Genomic DNA, 19324 nt, shown 5'->3' with positions numbered 1-19324 from the left:
AAGCGGGCTTGCGTTAAGTTAAGACCCGTTTAGCAGATCTTCAAAGTCGGAAAAATCATCTTGCTCTTTTTCAATCTCCTCTTCTGTTTTCTGTTTAATCGCCCCGTCGCTTACCTTAAACGCTAAGCGCTGAAAGTATGCATCGCGAACAAACAGATACTGATCTAAGGATCTTTCCAAGATTTCTTCCTGCTCTAGCAAGGAAGCGCGGGTTTCAATAACCGAAACCGCTAATGCCGCTATTAAGTACGGATCGGCAAGAACTGTGTTCGGCCAAATGTAACCGTCTACCACACGACCGGTAAAGCTGCGTATATCACTAGGGCCTAAGGCGGGCAGCATTAGGTAGGGCCCGGTTCCTGCGCCCCAAACGCCTAGTACTTCTCCAAAATCTTCTTCTTTGCGCTCTATCCCCATAAATGAGGCAACGTCAAAAATGCCGAGAATACCAACGGTAGAATTTATCGCAAATCGCGCCGCACTGCTAGCCGAATCCTGCGCTTTACCTTGCAGTAGGTTATTAATAAAGTTGACGGGTTCTTCAATATTGTCAGACGCGTTCAGTAAGCCGTTTCGGATCGGCTGTGGGGTGATCGCGACATACGTTTTAGTTAATGGCTTAACCAAAAACCTGTCTAGTATTTCGTAGTTGAAATCCCACACTACACGGTTAATCGGCTCTAGCGGGTCCCATATTTTATTTGTTGGCGCTGTTGAACCAGTTGATGCGGTTTGAGAAGTATCGTTAATGGCGCTATCTCGCGTGCTCTCATAAGAAATATCTGATGCATCATTAGCTATAGCAGTATCGGCTTGCCCACTCGCTGCCGGGGCTGAATTGCTTAGCTTAGCGTCTGCAGGATCATTGAACGCAGCTGCCACCTCTATATTTTTATTCGACGCACACCCTGTGATAACAAATACGGCTAACATAGCCAATGTTAATACTGCTTTTTGATGTAAACCGCTTAGGTCACGATGGGTCGAAATACTAAGACTCAAACCAAATTCTCCTTGGATACTGTGTTGCTTATTATTTCATGGGTGTATATAAGCGTTTAAATTAAAGTAGTTTATCAATCACTACATTGATGCCTAAGGGATCTGTGTTGTTAACTGCGGCTAAATCAATCGACAAGGCTGAACCTTCTAACTCACCTGCACTTGGCATTACATCTTCATCAAGCGAAATTCTAGCCGTAATGTTAACCATGCTAGCCGAGCTTAAGTTCATCGCAGGGATCATAGCGTCGCTGTCTGACAAACTAAGCTGCACAGGTAACGTTGGCAATGCGAAGCGTTTTACCGCTAATGGCGCCCTACTGCGACCATCGCTGTGCTGCGCGAATACTATTAAGTACGCTGCATTGGGTAGACTAGATTGTAACTCATCGCTAATATTAACGTTAATTAATAATTCATTAGCAGACGAATCCGGCGACACGGGTATTGCTAACGCGCCTGCTGATATATCTTCCATATTAGACAGCATTGGCGGTATAAGCGCCGCCGTTGAAGGCTCACCCACAATCGCAACATCTGTTACGCCAAGTTTTCTAAGCTCTGTTACCAGTGTCTGATAAAACTGGCTAGTAGGGTTCATGTCGTCTTTTATCATCTGAAACTGACTCACCGCTAGTTCAGGGTCTTGTAGTTGAATTGCCACCGACGTTAGCAATAGTCTGTTATTGCCGTTCTCAGGCTGCTTTTGTAGCAAAAATTGGAGCTGGCGAGCAGAATTTTGCAGACTGCCCTCGGTCCCCTGCAGCATGAGAGCTTCTGCAAATCTGAAGCGCAAAGCGTCGTCTTGCGGGGTCAAATCAAGCGCCTTTTCGTATGCCGCTATGCCTTCGTCAACACGGCCAATAGACGTACTAACCATGGCCAAGTAACTCCATCCGCGGGCATCATCTGGGTTGTCGCGTAAATTACTGCGTATAGATAAAGCAAATTTAGCAAAGTCGTTGGGAGTTAAACTTTGTGGACCTTGCGCGTCTAGTTTTGCTCGTAGGTCATCTATTTGTAAGGTCGATTCTTTGTAGGCAAGCAAACCCGTAAGCTGATTTGAATGCAGATATACCCACACACCAACAGCAATGGCGGGCAGCGCCAAACCAATTAGTAAAAGAGGGTTCAATGGGCCCTGTACTCGTTTGTCTACCACTAGTGTTTCGGCCACCAGCGCAAGTTTTAAATCTCGTATTGCGTTTTCTTTTTCATCGGCGTCAATAAGGCCTTCATTGACTTCACGTTCCAACTCGGTAATGCGCTGCTTAATAACGTTAGCATTTGACAGCTCGTACGATTTACCAGCGGCTTTTGCCCCAGGTGATATCAGTTTGAGCCTAATCATGGGATAGCATACAAAAACAATCGCCACTAGCACAATGCCAACAGCGTATACGTAAAAATAAGTCACTTAGTCGTCCTTTAACATCTGGTCGGCGCGAGCAAGTTTAGATTCTATATCTTGCTCTATATCAGGCTTACGCCTAAGAATGAAAAATACTAACATTAAGACTGCAAACAGTACGGGCAGCACCCATAGCCAAATAGTCACTGCATTCACAGGCGGTTGGTAATGCACAAAGTCGCCATAGCGCACTTTCATCCATTCTATTACTTGTGACTTGTCCTTGCCTTCTTGCATCAGTTCATAGGTTTTACGGCGCATGTCGTGGGCAATAGGCGCATCTGAATCGGCTATATTTTGATTTTGGCACTTGGGGCAGCGTAGTTCAGCGGTGAGTTCTAAAAACTCTCTGCGTTTACCCGCATCAACAAAAACATAATTTTCAGCGTATTCTTGCTTAGGCCTTTCCTGCAGGCCTGCTGGCGTTTGACCTGGCTGCGGCTGCGACTGTGGGTTCAATTCAGTCTGCTGAATCAGCGCTGCTTGCCCAACATCGTCACTATTTTGCGCAAATGCTGGCGTGCAAAGCGTAAAAGCCGCTACACCGATACATACACTCATACACACACCAACACTGCGTACAAACTTACTTAAGCCTTTTAAAACAGGTTTTTTACTCACCGCTTACTCCTTCGCCGATACCTGCCTGTGCCCCTGTAATGGCATCATTCATCAGGGCAATACTCGCCTCAATACTGGGGGCAATTTCATTTAGTACAGGCGAAAACTTTTGGCGCCATACTCTAGGATTAATATCGCCTAAATGATGCACGCGAATAACTCCGTTCTCGTCCACTAAAAACGATTCGGGCGCACCCGTCACGCCTAAATCTAAAGCGGTATCGCGAAACACATCAAATATGTTAAATGCAAACGGATTACCATAGCGCGAAACCGTTTCGGCCACCTCTTGTCTGACACGCGTTAAGGTTTTGGTCCCAAAATTAGGATCAATATCTTGATCATAATACAAACCTACTACCGTTAAGCCATTTTCAGACAGCGCAGTTAAGTACGGCAGCTCTATAGCACAGGTAATACACCACACGCCCCACACGTTAACTAAGGTAACTTTTCCGTCAAATATTTCATTTGTATGCAGTATCTGAACGTCTTCTAAGTCGGGAAGTTCAAACACCGGAAATGGCTTTGACAACACTTCCGACTTTCGAATAGTGGGGTCAGCATATAAGCCTTTATACAAAAATACACACATCCCCAAAAAAACGAATAGGGGAATAAGGTATCTGGCTAAGCGGATCATGCACTGCCCTTAGTTTGCGCTGCGCTATTAAGCTGCACACGAGACTGCGCGGCAAGTTCACCCTCGTTTGCGCTTTCACTACTGCCACTACTCGTATTTTTTACTTTTGCAATCTTCTTAATGCGGTAGCGTTTGTCTGATATAGAGAATATACCGCCAATACACATAATAAAGGTACCGCCCCAAATCCACACCACAAATGGCTTGTAGTACATACGCACCGACCACGAGTCACCATCAAGAGGCTCACCCATTGCCACAAACAAATCGCGCGTAAGTGTGGTATGAATGCCGGCTTCGGTCATGCTCATTTGCTGGACAGAATAAAAGCGTTTTTCTGGCTCTAAATGACTCACCAGCTTGCCGTTTTTAAACACATCGAACACGCCCATATCTGAAATATAGTTGGGCCCTTGTATCTCTTTCATGCCCGTAAACAATACTTCATAGTCGGCAATTTGGATACGCTGCCCAGGCACCATCTTAACGTCGCGCTCCATTTCGTAGTTACTAACCAAAGTAATACCAATAAGCGTTACCGCAAAGCCAAGGTGCCCTAATACCATGCCCCAATGACTGCGGGAAAGGCGCTTTAATGAGGGCCATAATGGCTCGTCTCTAGTGTTTGACGTTACCCGCTGACGTACTTCAAGAATAGACGATATAATGATCCAGAAGCTCATGGTGAGCCCCAGCCACGCCATATAGGTGCGCTCATCGTAAGACATGTTAATTAAAAACCCTGCCGACACCGCCAAAATAAAGGCAAAGATAAGCTGATTGCGCAGCATCTCTGGCTTTTGTGATTTCCAGCGAGTAAGCGGGCCAATGCCTAAAAACAGCACAAAAGGCACAATTAGCAAGGTAAACATTTGATTAAAGAAAGGCGCGCCTATAGAAATAGTGCCTAAGCCAATCTCTTTATGTACTAGCGGGAATAAGGTGCCTAGCAACACTACAATGGTAGCGGCAATAAGTAACACGTTGTTACCCATAAGCATCATTTCACGCGAAAACATATCGTAGCGACCAGTGCTCTTTAGCTGCGATGCACGCACCGCATATAGTAATAAAGATCCACCAATGACGACCACCAACAAGCCTAGTATAAATAAGCCACGGTCAGGATCGTTGGCAAAGGAATGCACCGACACCAATACGCCCGAGCGCACTAAAAAAGTCCCTAATAAGCTTAAAGAGAAAGCTGCAATGGCAAGTAATACTGTCCACGATTGAAATATTTTACGCTTTTCGGTAACTGCTAAGCTGTGCATGAGTGCAGTACCCACTAGCCATGGCATAAACGACGCGTTTTCGACCGGATCCCAAAACCACCATCCGCCCCAGCCAAGTTCATAATAAGCCCACCAGCTGCCCAGTGAAATTCCCACAGTTAAGAAGCTCCACGCGGCAATTGTCCACGGGCGTGACCATCTTGCCCAAGTTGAGTCAAGCTTACCGCCAATGAGTGCAGCAATTGCAAAAGCAAAGGCGACTGAAAATCCTACATAGCCCATGTACAGCAAAGGCGGATGAATAATCATGCCAAAATCTTGTAGCAAGGGGTTTAAATCACGTCCGTCTACAGGGAAAAACGGCAGCATACTGTCAAAGGGGTTTGACGTAATGAGCATGAATAAGTAAAACGAAAAGCTGACCATACCCAGCACCGACAGCACGCGCGCTACCATGGCTTGGGGTATGCCTTTTGAAAACAGTGCAACTGCCAAGGTCCAGATGGAAAATATGAGTACCCACAGCAAGAATGAGCCTTCATGACTGCCCCACACCGCGGTCATTTTGTAGTACCAAGGCAGTTGGCTATTTGAATTTTGGGCCACGTTTATCACGCTGAAATTGTCAGTCATGAATGAATGCGTCAAGCAGATATACGCAATTAGGGTAAATACGAATAGGCCAACGCTTAATGGCCGCGCCATTTTCATCATGGTCATGTTGTTAGTTTGTGCGCCCCACAGCGGGTATACCGCCAATAGCATAGAGACAACTAAGGCAACAACGAGTGTGAAATTACCTATTTCGGGTATCATTAATAAGTCCCCTGTGCTGGTGGTATGTGCGTAACGCCTTTCATTTTTTCGGCCAATTCAGGCGGCATGTACTCTTCATCGTGCTTAGCTAACACTTCGTGTGCCAATATAAGCGTGGCGTTTTTCAATGTGCCATTTGCCACTATGCCCTGACCTTCTCTGAACAAGTCAGGCAATATACCTTGAAACTGCACCGTCACTGCGGGGCCAATATCGACTAAATCAAAACTAACCGCGAGTGAATGAATATCGCGCGAAACACTTCCCGGCACGACCATACCGCCAATTCGAAGACGCTGGCCGATGGTCGGTTTTTCACCGTTTCTATCTTTACCTTCAACGATTTCGCTGGGCGTATAAAACGCATCGACGTTGTCGCTTAGACTCACCAGCATGATCGTGATGGCCGCACCGACAAGGATAATAATACTGCTAACGGCGAATAGTCTTTGTTTTCTTCGTTGGTTCATGTGTTGTCTCAATCGATAAATAAGTAAATAAACGGCTTATGAACTATTTGCAACGGCCTCTTTTTTCGCGGCTTTTGCGGCACGGGCTCTCATGATACGTTCCACGCGCGTTTTTTGTTTTCTTGTTTCGCTAATAATGGTTTTTCTGTCAAGCACGCTTAACACCAGTAAAATAAACAAGGCTACAAAACTGACTACAAAGCTTAGCCATACAAAAAAGCCCCTGCCGCCCATGTCTATAAATGCGGCCAGACTGTCAAACTTCACGCCTTGCTGCACCATGAAAAATGCGCCAATGGTAAATAATACTGCGGCAACCGCCCACCACACAGGGCGAATAAATGGCTTGCCGCTTGCTTGTTCAGCGTCTAATACTTGCAAAACCCAAGGCCGGTGTGAATCACGTTTTATTAACTCGTTTTTCATGCGAATAAGCGTCACTGTGCCGATATAACCCGCCATGCCTATCATAGCAATTACCAAAGGTATTGCCATGTCGGCTGGCATAGACGGCTTGGCTAACTTACTAATTGTTGCAGGCTGATGCAGCGTGTTCCACCACTCCACCGAGTACTTAATAATAGGAATGTTAATGACCCCAACCATGGCCATTATCGCAGAGGCTTTAGCGCCTTGTTGCTTGTCATCAAATGACACATACAGCGCAATAACACCCAAATATAAAAATAGCAAAATAAGCTGAGACGTTAGCCTAGCGTCCCAAATCCAATAAGTGCCCCAGGTAGGCTTACCCCAAACGGCGCCGGTAAACAGTGAAATAAAACATACCACCGCGCCAATGGGCGCTAGGGCAAGCATGGTCGTAAAAGCACTTCGCCACTGCCATACAACGCCTACAAACGCGGCGGTTGCCATGGCCATGTACGCCGTTAAGGACAGCGATGAACTTGGCACATGAATGTAAATAATACGGTAAACGTCAAACTGTTGGTAATCGGTGGGCGCGAACACCAGACCCCACACAGTGCCTAATGGCAAGCATACCAGCAATACCACAACAAAAAACGGCATGAAAAAATTACACGCGCCGTAGGCTTTTTCAGGTTGTGCGAATGAGTTAATCCACTTCCACATTAGTTTTGGCTGACCTTTAATGAATATGCGATAACCGCTGGCGCTGTTGCCAACGTAAATAATAACATGGCCCCTATAATACCAAGGAGCGCACCAATAGGTAAGTTCATTGATGCGTATTCTATTGCCGATGTGGCAAAAATTAGTAACGGTATAAACAGCGGTATTAGCAGCAGTGCAACCAGCACGCCAGAGCGCTGTAAGCCAACGGTTAAGGCCACCCCAATAGCGCCTACTAAACTAATTATCGGCGTACCTAACAAAAGCGTAAATATGAGCGTTAGGTACATGGTATTGGTCATGTTTAAAAACAGTGCCAGCAGTGGCGATATAAGCAACAAAGGCACGATATTGACTAACCAATGCGTAATAACCTTTACCAACACCACCATGTAAAGCGGGGTTGGCGACATTATCATTTGCTCTAAACTGCCGTTTGCATAGTCGTCCCGAAAGAGACGGTCAAGCCCCATTAGCAATGACAATATAGCTGCTACCCATACCACCGCGCCGCTCACTAACTGCAGCGTTTGCGGATTAGGGCCCATCGCCAGCGGAAACAAGGTAATCACCATTATAAAGAACATTAATGGCTGCATTAGTTCCGCACGTTGACGGTAAGCAAGCGCAAAATCTCTTTTCGCTACCGCCTTTAAGGCGGATAAAACGCTCGGATTAGCTGCCGCGCGACTTTGCGTGTCTGCCGTTTTAATCTTTGCTGTAAGGTGCGAATTACTTGATGAATCTAATGCCATTACCAAGCAAACTCTAAGTCAAACAAGGTTTTGTGGTGATCTATGCTTGTGGCTTGATGTGAAGTCATAATTACTGCACCGCTGACACTGCTGTCGTCTAGTAGTTTCGTTTTTGCCTTATTTGTTTTTGCACTATTTGTTTTTGCACTATCCGTTTCTGCACTTACTTCAAGCTTATTTGTCGCACCTTGCTTTAAAAAATTTTCTATATGTCGCTCTAGTAAACTCACCGTAGCCACATCAAGCGCGGTGAAAGGCTCATCGAGCACCCATAAATTCGCGCTTTTATTAAGCCACAGTTTGGCCAAAGCTACCCTTCGCTGTTGTCCTGCTGATAAATGCTTAAGCGGTAAATCCTCTAAACCATCAAGCCCAAGTAGTGAAAGTACGTCAAATATTTCGTTGGTATCGCAACAGGGTGCGCCAATTAAGTCCATGTAAAACTGCAAATTTTCAACAGGGCTTAGCAAGCCACTTAAACCTAGCTTATGTCCTATATATACAATGTTGGCAGTCGCAATGTTAATGTCTTTTTTTATTACATGGCCATTAATTGACACATGCCCCGTGTTAGGAGAGCTTAAGCCAACCAGTATGCGAAGTAAGCTGGTTTTGCCAGCACCATTTTCACCTGTTAACAATACGAGCTCACCGCTACTAATAGAAAAATCGATATCTTGAAACAAAATTCTGTCTTGTTTCTCACAGCTTAATTGCTGAGCGGCTAAAATTGGCAATTGACTTTCTCGTATGTCTTTAAAACCCATAAATTATAGCACAAACTTAGCGGCTAAAGCATTATTTAGCGGGCGAAAACGGTGATTACATGATCGGAAATATCGTGTAAATTAATCGGTTCCGCTATAAGAATGAAACGCTGGGTATAAGATTGCGTAATACTGGTAATTAATATTGCATACTGGTGGCTTAGCTTTTATTCTGAGCGCGTCGTTTCTTGTGAGTACAACTCACTGCATTTTAAAGGATCTTTGAAACATGCCATCTTTACCCAAAGGCTGCCCGGTCACACTTACAATAATGGCAGCCAACATTTTATTTTTTGCAGGACAGTTCGCCACACAAGACATGTTAACCAATATGGGCTTACTTTACGGCCCGCTAGTACAAGACGGGCAGTACTGGCGCATGATAAGTTCAGGTTTTTTACACGGTAGTATTTTGCATATCGCGTTTAATATGTACCTGCTATATATGCTGGGTCCGCAGCTAGAATCTGCTTTGGGCAGTGTACGATTCAGCTTGATGTATTTTGGTGCACTAATAGGCGGTACACTTGCAGTACTTAGCTTTGGATTTATGCAGCCTACCTTAGGCGCATCGGGCGCTGTTCTTGGTTTAGCCGGTGCGATGTTTATAACCTTGTGGGGACGCGGTATAAGCCCTACAAAATCACCGGTATTTGGGCTGGTAGTGCTTAATTTAGGATTACCTTTATTAATACCCGGCATATCCTTTTGGGGACATTTTGGTGGTGTAGTAGCAGGCGGTGCACTGGCGTACGTAATGGTATGGTTGCCTGAACATAGCCGCACCCGCAGAGGGGGCAAGAACATTACGCAAGGAGGCGCCGTTGTGTTGGTGTTAACAGTAGCGTGCTTTGCTGTTTTGTAAGCACAAAAAACCCCGTTAAATTCATTGAATCTAACGGGGTAAAGGCCAATCACGCTAATAAAACGGAGGTGATATAGCCTAAGAGCAACTTTCAGTGACCTGCTAAGGTCTTTTTACTATCTAGGTCAACACTGCCGTGCTGCAAGACATCGAGCACCAAGGTATTAAGCGCCTTGGTGACAAGTGTCTACTTAATGAACCACTACATTAGTTTGGTGCTTTTGCCTGCTTGGCAGCTTTTGGCGCCTTTGACTCTGCGACTGCTTCAGCGTCATCTGCAGGTTTTGCCTTGGGCATTAATAGCTCAGCACGAATTTTAGCTTCAATTTCTTCTGCCATCGATACATGTTCTTTCAAGTACTTCACCACGTTAGCCTTACCTTGACCAATGCGCTCACCGTTATAGCTGTACCACGCGCCTGCTTTTTCAACCAGCTTTTGGCTAACGCCTAAATCGATTAGTTCAGCTTCTTTAGAAATGCCCGAGCCGTACATAATTTGGAACTCGGCTTGTTTAAAGGGCGGCGCCACTTTGTTTTTGACCACCTTCACTCGGGTTTCATTGCCTACTACCTCGTCACCGTCTTTAACTGCGCCAATGCGGCGGATATCTAAACGAACAGATGCATAGAACTTGAGCGCATTACCGCCGGTTGTCGTTTCAGGGTTACCAAACATTACACCAATTTTCATACGAATTTGGTTAATGAAAATAACCATGGTATTTGAACGTTTAATATTAGCGGTAAGTTTACGTAAAGCCTGCGACATTAATCGCGCCTGAAGCCCTACGTGCGACGCGCCCATGTCGCCTTCAATTTCAGCGCGCGGGGTAAGTGCAGCCACCGAGTCAATAACAACCACGTCAACCGCTGCTGATCGTACTAGCATATCGACTATTTCTAAAGCTTGCTCGCCGGTGTCGGGCTGTGACACTAACAACTCATCTATGTTTACGCCTAGCTTTTTTGCATAAATTGGGTCTAAAGCATGCTCTGCATCGACAAATGCGCAGGTTTTACCTTTTTTCTGTGCTTCGGCAATAACCTGTAGGGTTAAGGTTGTTTTACCCGACGACTCTGGTCCGTAAATTTCAACAACACGGCCGCATGGCAAACCGCCTATGCCTAAGGCGATATCGATAGTGAGTGAGCCTGTTGATATTGACTCAATATCAAGTGCTTGGTTGTCGCCTAAGCGCATAATAGCGCCCTTGCCGAACTGCTTTTCAATTTGCCCTAAAGCTGCGGTTAGCGCTTGGTTCTTTTTGTCGCTCACAATAGATATCCTTTTAACGTCTGGTTTGATCTTATGTTCGGCTTGCGTAATGTAGGGTGATTCAGCTATGTAGAATAGGCTATGTAAGCGCGATAAATATAAGCTTGTAAAACCATGCATGCAATCATTTATATCGCAAGTATACTGTATAATCATACAGTTTCAATAATTTATTTAAGTTATTTAGTAACTAACTGTTTTTTCAGCCATTAAACACAATTACAGCCCTAAAAAGGTAAAATGTATAAAAGTAGCAAACTGCTTACGTATAAGCAGCTAGTAATACCGTTATATGGTAACAGACTCAATATGGTTTAGTCTGCTAGGCATTGGACCAGTTTTTTAAGCGCAAGTACGATTGCCTGCTCTCGCACTTGAGAACGATCTCCGGTGAAGCGTCGATTAAAGCTATAGGTGGTTTTGATGCCACTGCCTGCTATTGCAAACCACACAAGACCAACGGGTTTGTCTTCACTGCCGCCGCCAGGACCCGCCACGCCGCTAATTGATATGCACAAATCAGCCTTAGCAAGCGCCGCGCCTTTCTCTGCCATTTGAATAACCACCTGCTGCGAGACAGCGCCAAATGAGTCTATTACATCTGCGTCTACGCCAACTAGCGAATGCTTAGCATCATTAGAGTAGGTTACCCACGCTTGATTGAACCACTGTGAGGAGCCCGCAATCTCGGTGATTGCGCTAGCAACCCCGCCGCCAGTGCACGATTCTACGGAAGCGACTGTGGCATTTTTGGCGAGTAATAATTCACCCAGCGTGGTCGCAAGTTCTTTTTTTTGATTTATCGTAAAGTTAATCAAGGCTACATCTTTTTAGTTGCTCATAATTCTCATAGAATACACGTAATGATCACAAAGGCCCATAATCGCGGGTACAAATTTATTATATGCTGAGTCACCAATTACCACCCTAAGTGGCAGTAATAATCAGTATTCGCTAAGAAAAGTGCTTATCTATGGTCATTAAGACTCACCATGGTTAAACTGCCAGTGGCGTTTTAAAATAAAGTAAATATCGCGTCGTCCTCTTACATTTTCGCCACACATTAAAAAGATAATAATAAATATGTCTAACAAACCTGAAAATACGCCAATGATGACCCAGTATCTTAAAATAAAAGCTGAGCACCCCGAACAGCTGCTATTTTATAGAATGGGCGATTTTTATGAGCTTTTTTTTGACGACGCGAAAAAAGCCTCTCAGCTACTGAATATTTCGCTTACCGCTAGAGGCAAAGCCAATGGCGACCCAATTCCTATGGCCGGTGTACCTTATCACGCCGCTGAAAATTACTTAGCTAAACTGGTTAAGATGGGCCTTTCGGTCGCTATTTGCGAACAAGTGGGCGATCCGGCCACCTCCAAAGGACCGGTTGATCGCAAAGTTGTGCGTATTCTGACCCCAGGCACTATTACAGATGAAGCTTTGTTAGACGAGCGTAGTGAATCGGTCTTAGCGGCGGTTTGCGCGAGCAAAAAAAAACGACACAGTGCTAATAGTGTAAACAGTGGCGAAAACAACACAAGTCATACCTTTGGCATTGCCTACATAGAGCTTGCATCTGGGCGTTTTAACTTTCTTGACTGCCAGTCTGAGCAAGCTTTACAGGCTAATTTAGCGCGTATAAAGCCCACTGAACTACTTTATCCAGAAGGTGCCAGTTTTGTGCACCTTTTAAACAACATAAATGGCAAAAGAAAAAGACCCGAGTGGGAATTTGATCACCAAACCGCTATTAGTAAACTTAATCAACAGTTTGACACCCACAACCTAGACGGTTTTGGCATAAACACCAAGGCGGTGGGAATTCGCAGCGCAGGCTGTGTTCTACAATATATTAATGAAACTCAGCGTACTTCGCTTGTGCACATAAGCGCCATTCATCAAGAGTCACTTACCGACAGTTTATTGATGGACGCTGCCACTCAGCAAAACTTAGAGCTTACGCGCACCTTGTCTGGCAGCACGCAGCATACTTTGTTAGCGGCGATTGACCATACTTCTACTAACATGGGCTCGCGTTTACTGCAGCGTTATTTACACAGGCCCACCACTAGCCACCACGAGATAGCCCATCGCCATAGCCTTATAAACAGCCTGTTAGGTGAAGATTTAGAAGAATTTCAAGACGTTTTAAAGCAGATAGGCGACGTAGAGCGAATTTTAGCAAGAGTAGCATTAAGAAGTGCAAGGCCAAGAGACTTTGCTCGCCTGTCAATTGCGCTATCGAGCCTGCCGAATCTGCAGCATTTATTACAAGGCTTAGTGACTGATTCTGTAAGTCATTTGCCAGATGGACATTCAAAAGATGATTCAGGTGAAGCATCGAATCAACACATCAAGCTATACAAAACCCACATTAGCGAATACCCCCAGCTCGCTTTGTTACTTGAACAAGCGATAATAGACAACCCGCCCGTTGTACTAAGAGACGGCGGTGTTATAAGACCTGGCTTCAACGAAGAGCTTGACCATTTACGCGATTTAGCCGACGGCGCAACCGACTACCTACACCAGTTAGAGGCCCGAGAACGAGAGCGCACGGGCATCAGTACACTCAAAGTTAACTACAATAAAGTGCATGGTTTTTATATAGAGGTAAGTCGTGCTAACAGCGCTCAGGTACCCGCTGATTATATAAGAAGACAAACGCTCAAAAACAATGAGCGCTATATTATTCCAGAACTAAAAGATCATGAAGACAAAGTCCTGACCAGCCAAAGCCGGGCCCTCGCCTTAGAAAAACGCCTATATGAAGATTTATTCGACGTTATTATTCCGCAGCTTTCAAGTTTGCTAAACAGCGCAGCCCACATTGCTAAGCTTGACGTAATGACAAACTTTGCTCACTGCGCCAACAGCCTGCATTTATATCAGCCTGAACTGGTCAAGGAAAATACTCTTTCTTACAATAACGGTCGCCATTTAGTGGTAGAAAAAGTGATGCAGGCCCCGTTTATTGCCAACCCTATTTACATGGACAATAAACGCCGCATGTTAATGGTGACGGGCCCCAACATGGGCGGGAAATCGACCTATATGCGCCAAACCGCGCTTATCGTGATCTTGGCCTACATAGGCTGCTTTGTGCCAGCGACCGAGGCCAAAATAGGCCCTATCGATCAAATATTCACCCGCATAGGCGCCGCCGACGACCTTGCCTCTGGCCGCTCTACCTTCATGGTAGAAATGACTGAAACCGCCAACATTATGCACAATGCCACATCTAACAGCCTAGTGCTTATGGATGAAATAGGCCGTGGCACTAGCACCTTCGACGGCTTATCTCTTGCCTGGGCCTGCGCCCAAGAGCTTGCTGAAAAAACCAAAAGCTTCACCTTATTCGCCACGCACTATTTTGAATTAACTGAACTTGCCGAGCTATTTTCAACCGTGGAAAACGTGCATGTTACCGCGCTTGAATACGGCGAAGATATTAAGTTTATGCATACCATTGAACAAGGCGCCGCCAGCGGTAGCTTTGGTATTCAAGTGGCGAAGCTGGCGGGTGTGCCAAAAGCGGTGATAGATTTAGCTAAGCAAAAGCTCGAGCAGCTTGAAGACAATGAGCCCTTAAGCTCACCTAAACGGCCCAAAAAGAAACAGGCAAAAAACAGTAGCGAAGCAGACGCCAATAGACAACTTAGTATTTTGCTAGACGAGCCACATTGGCTAGAAACCGCCCTTACCGCATTAGATTTAGACTCGCTTAGCCCACGCGAAAGCCAAGCGATGCTGTATCAATTGAAAGCTCGTTTGAATGAGGATAAGTAACATCCTCGCGTCATCTAGGTTTGAAACATCCACCGCATCATCCTTGCGAAGGCAAGGACCCCCCAAACATCCACCGCGTCATCTAGGTTTGAAACATCCACCGCGTCACCCTTGCGAAGGCAAGGACCCCCCAAACATCCACCGCGTCATCCTTGCGAAGGCAAGGACACCCTCAACACATCAAATCAAAATACAACTCTTTCCAACAAGGATTCATCTCATTAATAAGCCGGTTTTTCCAATCTCTTTTCCATACTTTCAACCGTTTTTCACGAGTAATGGCGCTTTCCATATCTTCAAACTGTTCAAAATATACAAGCTTGTCAACGTTATACTGCGCAGTAAAGCCCTTGAATAATTTGATTTTATGTTGATAAATACGCTGGACCAAATTACTGGTCACGCCAATGTATAGGGTTGTATTGTTGCGGTTTGTTGTGATGTAAACACATGGTTGTTTCATTATTGAATTCCTTTTCAATTGAGCAGTGAAAATATACTATTCAGAGTATATTGACAAGGATGGTTTTTAGTTTAAGTGTGGTGTTTCGGTGGTTCTTGCTGTCGCAAGAATGACGGCCTTCGTAAGGATGACGTTGTGTATGTTACAAATATGGAGGAGGATCCCTTTTTGATTTCACCTTGCTTATGGCGACTTTAGGTCGATTGCTACTTTTTTCTTCAAACAAAACTTGCTTTGATGAACTGCTAGATGCACCATTTATAAGAATACTGCCCCAAATTTTGACTTACTAAACAGTGTAAATGTAGGTATACTACTTATCCAACAAGGGCGGTATTCTAACTGTCTCAAATAAGTGTTTTGCACTGGCTTTTCAAATACATACTTTAATGGGCAATAGCTTGTAAACGCGACTATTTATACCTTTTAATATGGCCAGTAAGCCCAGCACTCTTCATAAATCTGATTGTTAGGAAGAAGATGACAAATTATATTTTCGTCACCGGTGGCGTTGTTTCATCGCTAGGTAAAGGGATTGCTGCAGCGTCTCTGGCCGCTATTTTAGAAGCGCGCGGCCTAAACGTTACCATGTTAAAACTCGACCCTTACATAAACGTTGATCCAGGCACTATGAGCCCTATTCAACACGGCGAGGTATTTGTTACCGACGACGGCGCCGAGACCGACCTTGACCTAGGTCACTACGAGCGCTTCATTCGCACCCGCATGACACGCCGCAATAACTTCACCACCGGCCGCATATATGAAGAAGTGATTAAACGCGAACGCAGAGGCGATTATTTAGGCGCCACCATTCAGGTTATTCCGCACATTACCAACGAAATTAAACGCCGTATAATAGCGGGCGCTGAAGGCTACGATATTGCCATTGTTGAAATCGGCGGCACCGTGGGTGATATTGAATCGCAGCCTTTTATTGAAGCTATACGCCAGCTTGGCGTTGAACGCGGTCGCGATCACACCCTATTTATGCATTTAACCTTGGTGCCGTATTTAGCCGCGTCGGGGGAAACCAAAACAAAGCCGACTCAACACTCAGTAAAAGAATTACGCTCGGTAGGCATTCAGCCCGACATTTTGGTGTGCCGCTCGGAGGTTCCCCTTATGAACAACGAGCGTAGCAAAATTGCACTATTTACTAATGTAGTCGAAAAGGCGGTTATTTCACTGCGCGACGCCAGCAGTATTTACCGCATCCCCGCCGCGTTAAAAGCACAAGGTATGGACGAAATTGTGGTTAAACGCTTTGGCTACGACTGCCCCGAGGCTGACTTAAGCGAATGGGAACAGGTATTATACGCTGAATCAAACCCAGTAGATGAAGTTAATATAGGCATGGTCGGCAAATACGTTGCCCTACCCGACGCCTACAAATCGGTAAACGAAGCCTTAAAGCACGCAGGTCTTAAAAACCGCCTTACCGTGAATATAAAATACATCGACTCGCAAGATCTTGAAAGCAAAGGCGCTGAAATTCTGACTAACTTAGACGCCATATTAGTACCGGGCGGATTTGGCGAACGCGGCATTGAAGGCAAAATAACCGCCGCACATTATGCGCGCACCAACAACGTGCCCTACTTAGGAATATGCTTAGGCCTGCAGGTTGCGTACATTGAATATGCGCGCAACGTGGCCGGTATGGAAGACGCTAACAGCACTGAGTTTGACCACGACACACCCTTCCCTGTTATCGGTCTAATTACCGAGTGGCTTGACGCCGACGGCAGCAGAGAGGTCAGAGATATTACCACCGATTTGGGCGGCACAATGCGTCTAGGCAGTCAGCTTTGTCATCTTGTTGAAGGTTCAAAAGTGGCAAAAGTGTATGGCGCGACCCAAATTCATGAACGCCATCGTCACCGCTATGAAGTAAACAACAACTTACGCGGCGAAATTGAAAAGGCCGGCCTTGTTGTGAGCGGTTTATCTAACGACAAAGCACTTGTAGAAGTCATTGAATTAGAAGATCATCCGTTTTACATTGCCGGTCAGTTTCACCCAGAGTTTAATTCAACACCGCGCGACGGGCACCCGCTATTCACCGGATTTGTAGCCGCCGCGGGTAAATATAAAAAAGAAAATCATTAATTAGCTAAGCTATAAAAGGAAATTCCATGGCCAAAATTAGCCGAATCGTTGGACGCGAAATATTAGACTCTAGAGGCAACCCCACCGTAGAAGCCGACGTACATTTAGACTGCGGCGCTATGGGCCGCGCCGCTGCCCCTTCTGGTGCGTCAACCGGTTCACGCGAGGCACTTGAGCTGCGCGACGGTGACAAAGCACGCTACTTGGGCAAAGGCGTACTAAAAGCAGTCAGCGCCATAAATGATAAAATTGCCAAAGCAGTTATAGGCCTAGACGCTGGCGATCAAGCCAAAGTAGATCACACTATGATTGACTTAGACGGCACTGAGAACAAAGAAGTACTGGGTGCAAATGCAATCTTAGCGGTTTCATTGGCGGTCGCAAAAGCACAAGCCATTAGCATGGGTAAGCCTTTATATGCGCACATTGCCGATATTAACGGCACGCCTGGCCAGTATTCAATGCCGGTGCCCATGATGAATATTATAAACGGCGGCGAGCATGCCGATAATAACGTAGATATTCAAGAGTTTATGGTGCAACCCGTAGGCGCTAAAAGCTTCAAAGAAGCCTTAAGAATGGGCGCCGAAATTTTCCATAGCTTGAAAAAACTGTTAAATGAAAAAGGCTTAAGCACCGCGGTTGGTGATGAAGGCGGTTTTGCACCTAACCTCACTTCTAACGCCCAAGCGCTTTCTATTATTGTGACCGCGGTTGAAAACGCTGGCTATAAAATGAATGAAGACATAACGCTAGCGCTAGACTGCGCTGCCTCTGAGTTTTATAAAGATGGCAAATATGTACTAGGCGGGGAAGGCAAATCTTTCGACTCGAACGGCTTTAGCGATTACTTAGCCGACCTCACCACAAGCTACCCCATACTCTCGATAGAAGACGGTTTAGATGAAAGTGACTGGGACGGCTGGGCATATTTAACCAAAATATTAGGCGACAAAGCACAGCTAGTAGGCGATGATTTATTCGTCACCAACACCAAAATATTAAAGCGCGGCATAGACAACGGCGTTGGCAATAGCATACTGATTAAATTCAATCAAATAGGCTCGTTAACCGAAACCTTAAACGCCATTAAAATGGCCAAAGACGCTGGTTTCACCGTAGTTATTTCACACAGAAGCGGCGAAACTGAAGACGCCACCATTGCCGATTTAGCAGTAGGTACATCGGCCGGCCAAATTAAAACAGGCTCGCTGTGTCGTTCAGACCGCGTGGCTAAATATAACCAGCTATTGCGCATTGAAGAAGAGCTAGGCGAAAAGGCCGTTTACAACGGACGCAGCGAGATTAAAGGGCAGCACTAAATATAAATGGCAGTTAACGACAGCACGCATCAAGAGACTATTTTTTCGCTATCGGCAAAGTACCCAAACTTTGCCGAGCTTAGCAATGCCTTGTATGAGCGTGAACTGCAGGTCTTGGCTAACAGCACAATAAGCGATCCTAGCTTACTAAAACGAAAGCTAAAAGGCTTAAGTCATCATATTAGAAACGCCACCATGCATTTGCTGAACGGCAAAGCCCCTATTTCGGTAGATGTGCACAACGGAAGCTGGCAGTCGAAGCAAAGTAGCAAATGCCCTTTGAGTTCACAAACACCAGATCGCACGCTAACATGGTATAGCCAAACCGCGAGGCTTGGTGACGTTGTGCCTATATTTGTAGAGTCTTTAGGTGTAACCCACATAGAGCTTGACTGCATTGATATTATGCAATCCGACAGGCTGCATTTAAATAAGTTTGGCTGGTTTTCTAAAAGTGGTGAGTACTTTGACATTGTGCCTAAACAAGCTAAGTATTTACTGCTCAAACCCACTAAAAACATCATCGTAGCTGCCTGCGCTGGTCACTGTTGGAATGTCAGAGGCAAAGGTATTCCGCGCGCGCTGTCTTTACGCGAACTCTTGCTATCAACAGAAGTTGATTGGAAAATCTTTAAGTAGCCCCCATATACCTGTACTGACCCGGCCGTTATTATTAC

General features: G+C 45.5%; 17 protein-coding genes and 1 pseudogene. 5 read left to right on the top strand and 13 right to left on the bottom strand.

All coding sequences use genetic code 11. The features are described from left to right. Positions 1 to 18 precede the first annotated feature (18 nt). The 10 genes and pseudogenes from GPUN_RS06480 to ccmA form a co-directional block, all read right to left on the bottom strand. Positions 19 to 1002, bottom strand: coding sequence for an MlaA family lipoprotein (locus tag GPUN_RS06480; protein ID WP_006004685.1), 984 nt, complete (start codon positions 1000 to 1002; stop codon positions 19 to 21). Between the two features lie 61 nt (positions 1003 to 1063). Beyond that, positions 1064 to 2419 (bottom strand): c-type cytochrome biogenesis protein CcmI, encoded by a 1356-nt coding sequence (ccmI, locus tag GPUN_RS06475; RefSeq protein WP_006004683.1) that lies wholly within the window; start codon positions 2417 to 2419, stop codon positions 1064 to 1066. After that, entirely contained in the window at positions 2420 to 3034 is a 615-nt protein-coding gene (locus GPUN_RS06470) for a cytochrome c-type biogenesis protein (protein WP_006004681.1), read from the bottom strand. Then, positions 3027 to 3677: a redoxin family protein gene (locus GPUN_RS06465; RefSeq protein WP_006004679.1), complete on the bottom strand. Its 651-nt coding sequence runs from the start codon at positions 3675 to 3677 to the stop codon at positions 3027 to 3029. The genes GPUN_RS06470 and GPUN_RS06465 overlap by 8 nt, the downstream gene beginning before the upstream one ends. Further along, positions 3674 to 5728: a heme lyase CcmF/NrfE family subunit gene (locus GPUN_RS06460; RefSeq protein ID WP_006004677.1), complete on the bottom strand. Its 2055-nt coding sequence runs from the start codon at positions 5726 to 5728 to the stop codon at positions 3674 to 3676. Before GPUN_RS06460 ends, GPUN_RS06465 begins: the two co-directional genes overlap by 4 nt. Next, on the bottom strand, positions 5728 to 6198 hold the full coding sequence (ccmE, locus tag GPUN_RS06455) for a cytochrome c maturation protein CcmE (RefSeq protein WP_006004675.1): 471 nt from the start codon (positions 6196 to 6198) through the stop codon (positions 5728 to 5730). The genes GPUN_RS06460 and ccmE overlap by 1 nt, the downstream gene beginning before the upstream one ends. 36 nt (positions 6199 to 6234) lie before the next feature. After that, complete coding sequence (gene ccmD, locus GPUN_RS14605; RefSeq protein WP_238528945.1) at positions 6235 to 6432, bottom strand: heme exporter protein CcmD; 198 nt, start codon at positions 6430 to 6432, stop codon at positions 6235 to 6237. Between the two features lie 129 nt (positions 6433 to 6561). Further along, positions 6562 to 7293: pseudogene (ccmC, locus tag GPUN_RS06450) on the bottom strand (heme ABC transporter permease CcmC); the annotation flags it as partial. Continuing rightward, complete coding sequence (gene ccmB, locus GPUN_RS06445; RefSeq protein WP_006004670.1) at positions 7293 to 8054, bottom strand: heme exporter protein CcmB; 762 nt, start codon at positions 8052 to 8054, stop codon at positions 7293 to 7295. The gene ccmB and the pseudogene ccmC, both read right to left, overlap by 1 nt. Then, the gene (ccmA, locus tag GPUN_RS06440; RefSeq protein WP_006004669.1) at positions 8048 to 8815 is read right to left on the bottom strand and encodes a cytochrome c biogenesis heme-transporting ATPase CcmA; all 768 of its coding nucleotides are present in this window, start codon (positions 8813 to 8815) and stop codon (positions 8048 to 8050) included. The genes ccmB and ccmA overlap by 7 nt, the downstream gene beginning before the upstream one ends. A gap of 229 nt (positions 8816 to 9044) precedes the next feature. Here ccmA and GPUN_RS13680 point away from each other — a divergent pair, with 229 nt between their 5' ends. Beyond that, complete coding sequence (locus tag GPUN_RS13680; protein ID WP_006004667.1) at positions 9045 to 9680, top strand: rhomboid family intramembrane serine protease; 636 nt, start codon at positions 9045 to 9047, stop codon at positions 9678 to 9680. A 207-nt stretch (positions 9681 to 9887) separates the two neighbouring features. Here the strand turns inward: GPUN_RS13680 and recA are convergent, their stop codons facing one another. Together recA and GPUN_RS06425 are read right to left on the bottom strand one after the other, a co-directional pair. Further along, positions 9888 to 10958, bottom strand: coding sequence for a recombinase RecA (gene recA / locus GPUN_RS06430; protein WP_040520510.1), 1071 nt, complete (start codon positions 10956 to 10958; stop codon positions 9888 to 9890). Between the two features lie 314 nt (positions 10959 to 11272). Next, positions 11273 to 11776, bottom strand: coding sequence for a CinA family protein (locus GPUN_RS06425; protein ID WP_006004663.1), 504 nt, complete (start codon positions 11774 to 11776; stop codon positions 11273 to 11275). Between the two features lie 265 nt (positions 11777 to 12041). Here GPUN_RS06425 and mutS point away from each other — a divergent pair, with 265 nt between their 5' ends. Beyond that, positions 12042 to 14750: a DNA mismatch repair protein MutS gene (gene mutS, locus GPUN_RS06420; protein ID WP_006004659.1), complete on the top strand. Its 2709-nt coding sequence runs from the start codon at positions 12042 to 12044 to the stop codon at positions 14748 to 14750. Between the two features lie 172 nt (positions 14751 to 14922). Here mutS and GPUN_RS06415 read toward each other — a convergent pair whose 3' ends face one another. After that, the gene (locus GPUN_RS06415) at positions 14923 to 15213 is read right to left on the bottom strand and encodes a GIY-YIG nuclease family protein (protein WP_006004657.1); all 291 of its coding nucleotides are present in this window, start codon (positions 15211 to 15213) and stop codon (positions 14923 to 14925) included. 480 nt (positions 15214 to 15693) lie between these two features. Between GPUN_RS06415 and pyrG the strand changes: the two genes are divergently transcribed. The 3 genes from pyrG to GPUN_RS06400 are packed head-to-tail and all read left to right on the top strand — an operon-like array spanning position 15694 to position 19286. Then, the gene (gene pyrG / locus GPUN_RS06410; RefSeq protein WP_006004655.1) at positions 15694 to 17325 is read left to right on the top strand and encodes a CTP synthase; all 1632 of its coding nucleotides are present in this window, start codon (positions 15694 to 15696) and stop codon (positions 17323 to 17325) included. 26 nt (positions 17326 to 17351) lie between these two features. Then, positions 17352 to 18647, top strand: a complete 1296-nt coding sequence (gene eno, locus GPUN_RS06405) for a phosphopyruvate hydratase (protein ID WP_006004653.1) — start codon at positions 17352 to 17354, stop codon at positions 18645 to 18647. 6 nt (positions 18648 to 18653) lie between these two features. Continuing rightward, complete coding sequence (locus tag GPUN_RS06400; RefSeq protein WP_006004651.1) at positions 18654 to 19286, top strand: hypothetical protein; 633 nt, start codon at positions 18654 to 18656, stop codon at positions 19284 to 19286. Positions 19287 to 19324 lie beyond the last annotated feature (38 nt).

It is taken from the genome of Glaciecola punicea ACAM 611 (genome assembly GCF_000252165.1).
GTDB classification, from domain to species: Bacteria; Pseudomonadota; Gammaproteobacteria; order Enterobacterales; family Alteromonadaceae; genus Glaciecola; species Glaciecola punicea.
The sequence above is the reverse complement of the archived record's forward strand: the minus strand, read 5'-3'. Positions and strand labels throughout refer to the sequence as shown.

Coding starts and splice junctions, on each gene's coding strand:
- GPUN_RS06400 (WP_006004651.1), top strand. CDS start 18,654: ATGGCAGTTAACGACAGCACGCATCAAGAGACTATTTTTTCGCTATCG.
- ccmD (WP_238528945.1), bottom strand. CDS start 6,432: ATGGGCGGCAGGGGCTTTTTTGTATGGCTAAGCTTTGTAGTCAGTTTT.
- GPUN_RS06465 (WP_006004679.1), bottom strand. CDS start 3,677: ATGATCCGCTTAGCCAGATACCTTATTCCCCTATTCGTTTTTTTGGGG.
- eno (WP_006004653.1), top strand. CDS start 17,352: ATGGCCAAAATTAGCCGAATCGTTGGACGCGAAATATTAGACTCTAGA.
- mutS (WP_006004659.1), top strand. CDS start 12,042: ATGTCTAACAAACCTGAAAATACGCCAATGATGACCCAGTATCTTAAA.
- GPUN_RS06415 (WP_006004657.1), bottom strand. CDS start 15,213: ATGAAACAACCATGTGTTTACATCACAACAAACCGCAACAATACAACC.
- GPUN_RS06460 (WP_006004677.1), bottom strand. CDS start 5,728: ATGATACCCGAAATAGGTAATTTCACACTCGTTGTTGCCTTAGTTGTC.
- GPUN_RS13680 (WP_006004667.1), top strand. CDS start 9,045: ATGCCATCTTTACCCAAAGGCTGCCCGGTCACACTTACAATAATGGCA.
- ccmA (WP_006004669.1), bottom strand. CDS start 8,815: ATGGGTTTTAAAGACATACGAGAAAGTCAATTGCCAATTTTAGCCGCT.
- ccmE (WP_006004675.1), bottom strand. CDS start 6,198: ATGAACCAACGAAGAAAACAAAGACTATTCGCCGTTAGCAGTATTATT.
- pyrG (WP_006004655.1), top strand. CDS start 15,694: ATGACAAATTATATTTTCGTCACCGGTGGCGTTGTTTCATCGCTAGGT.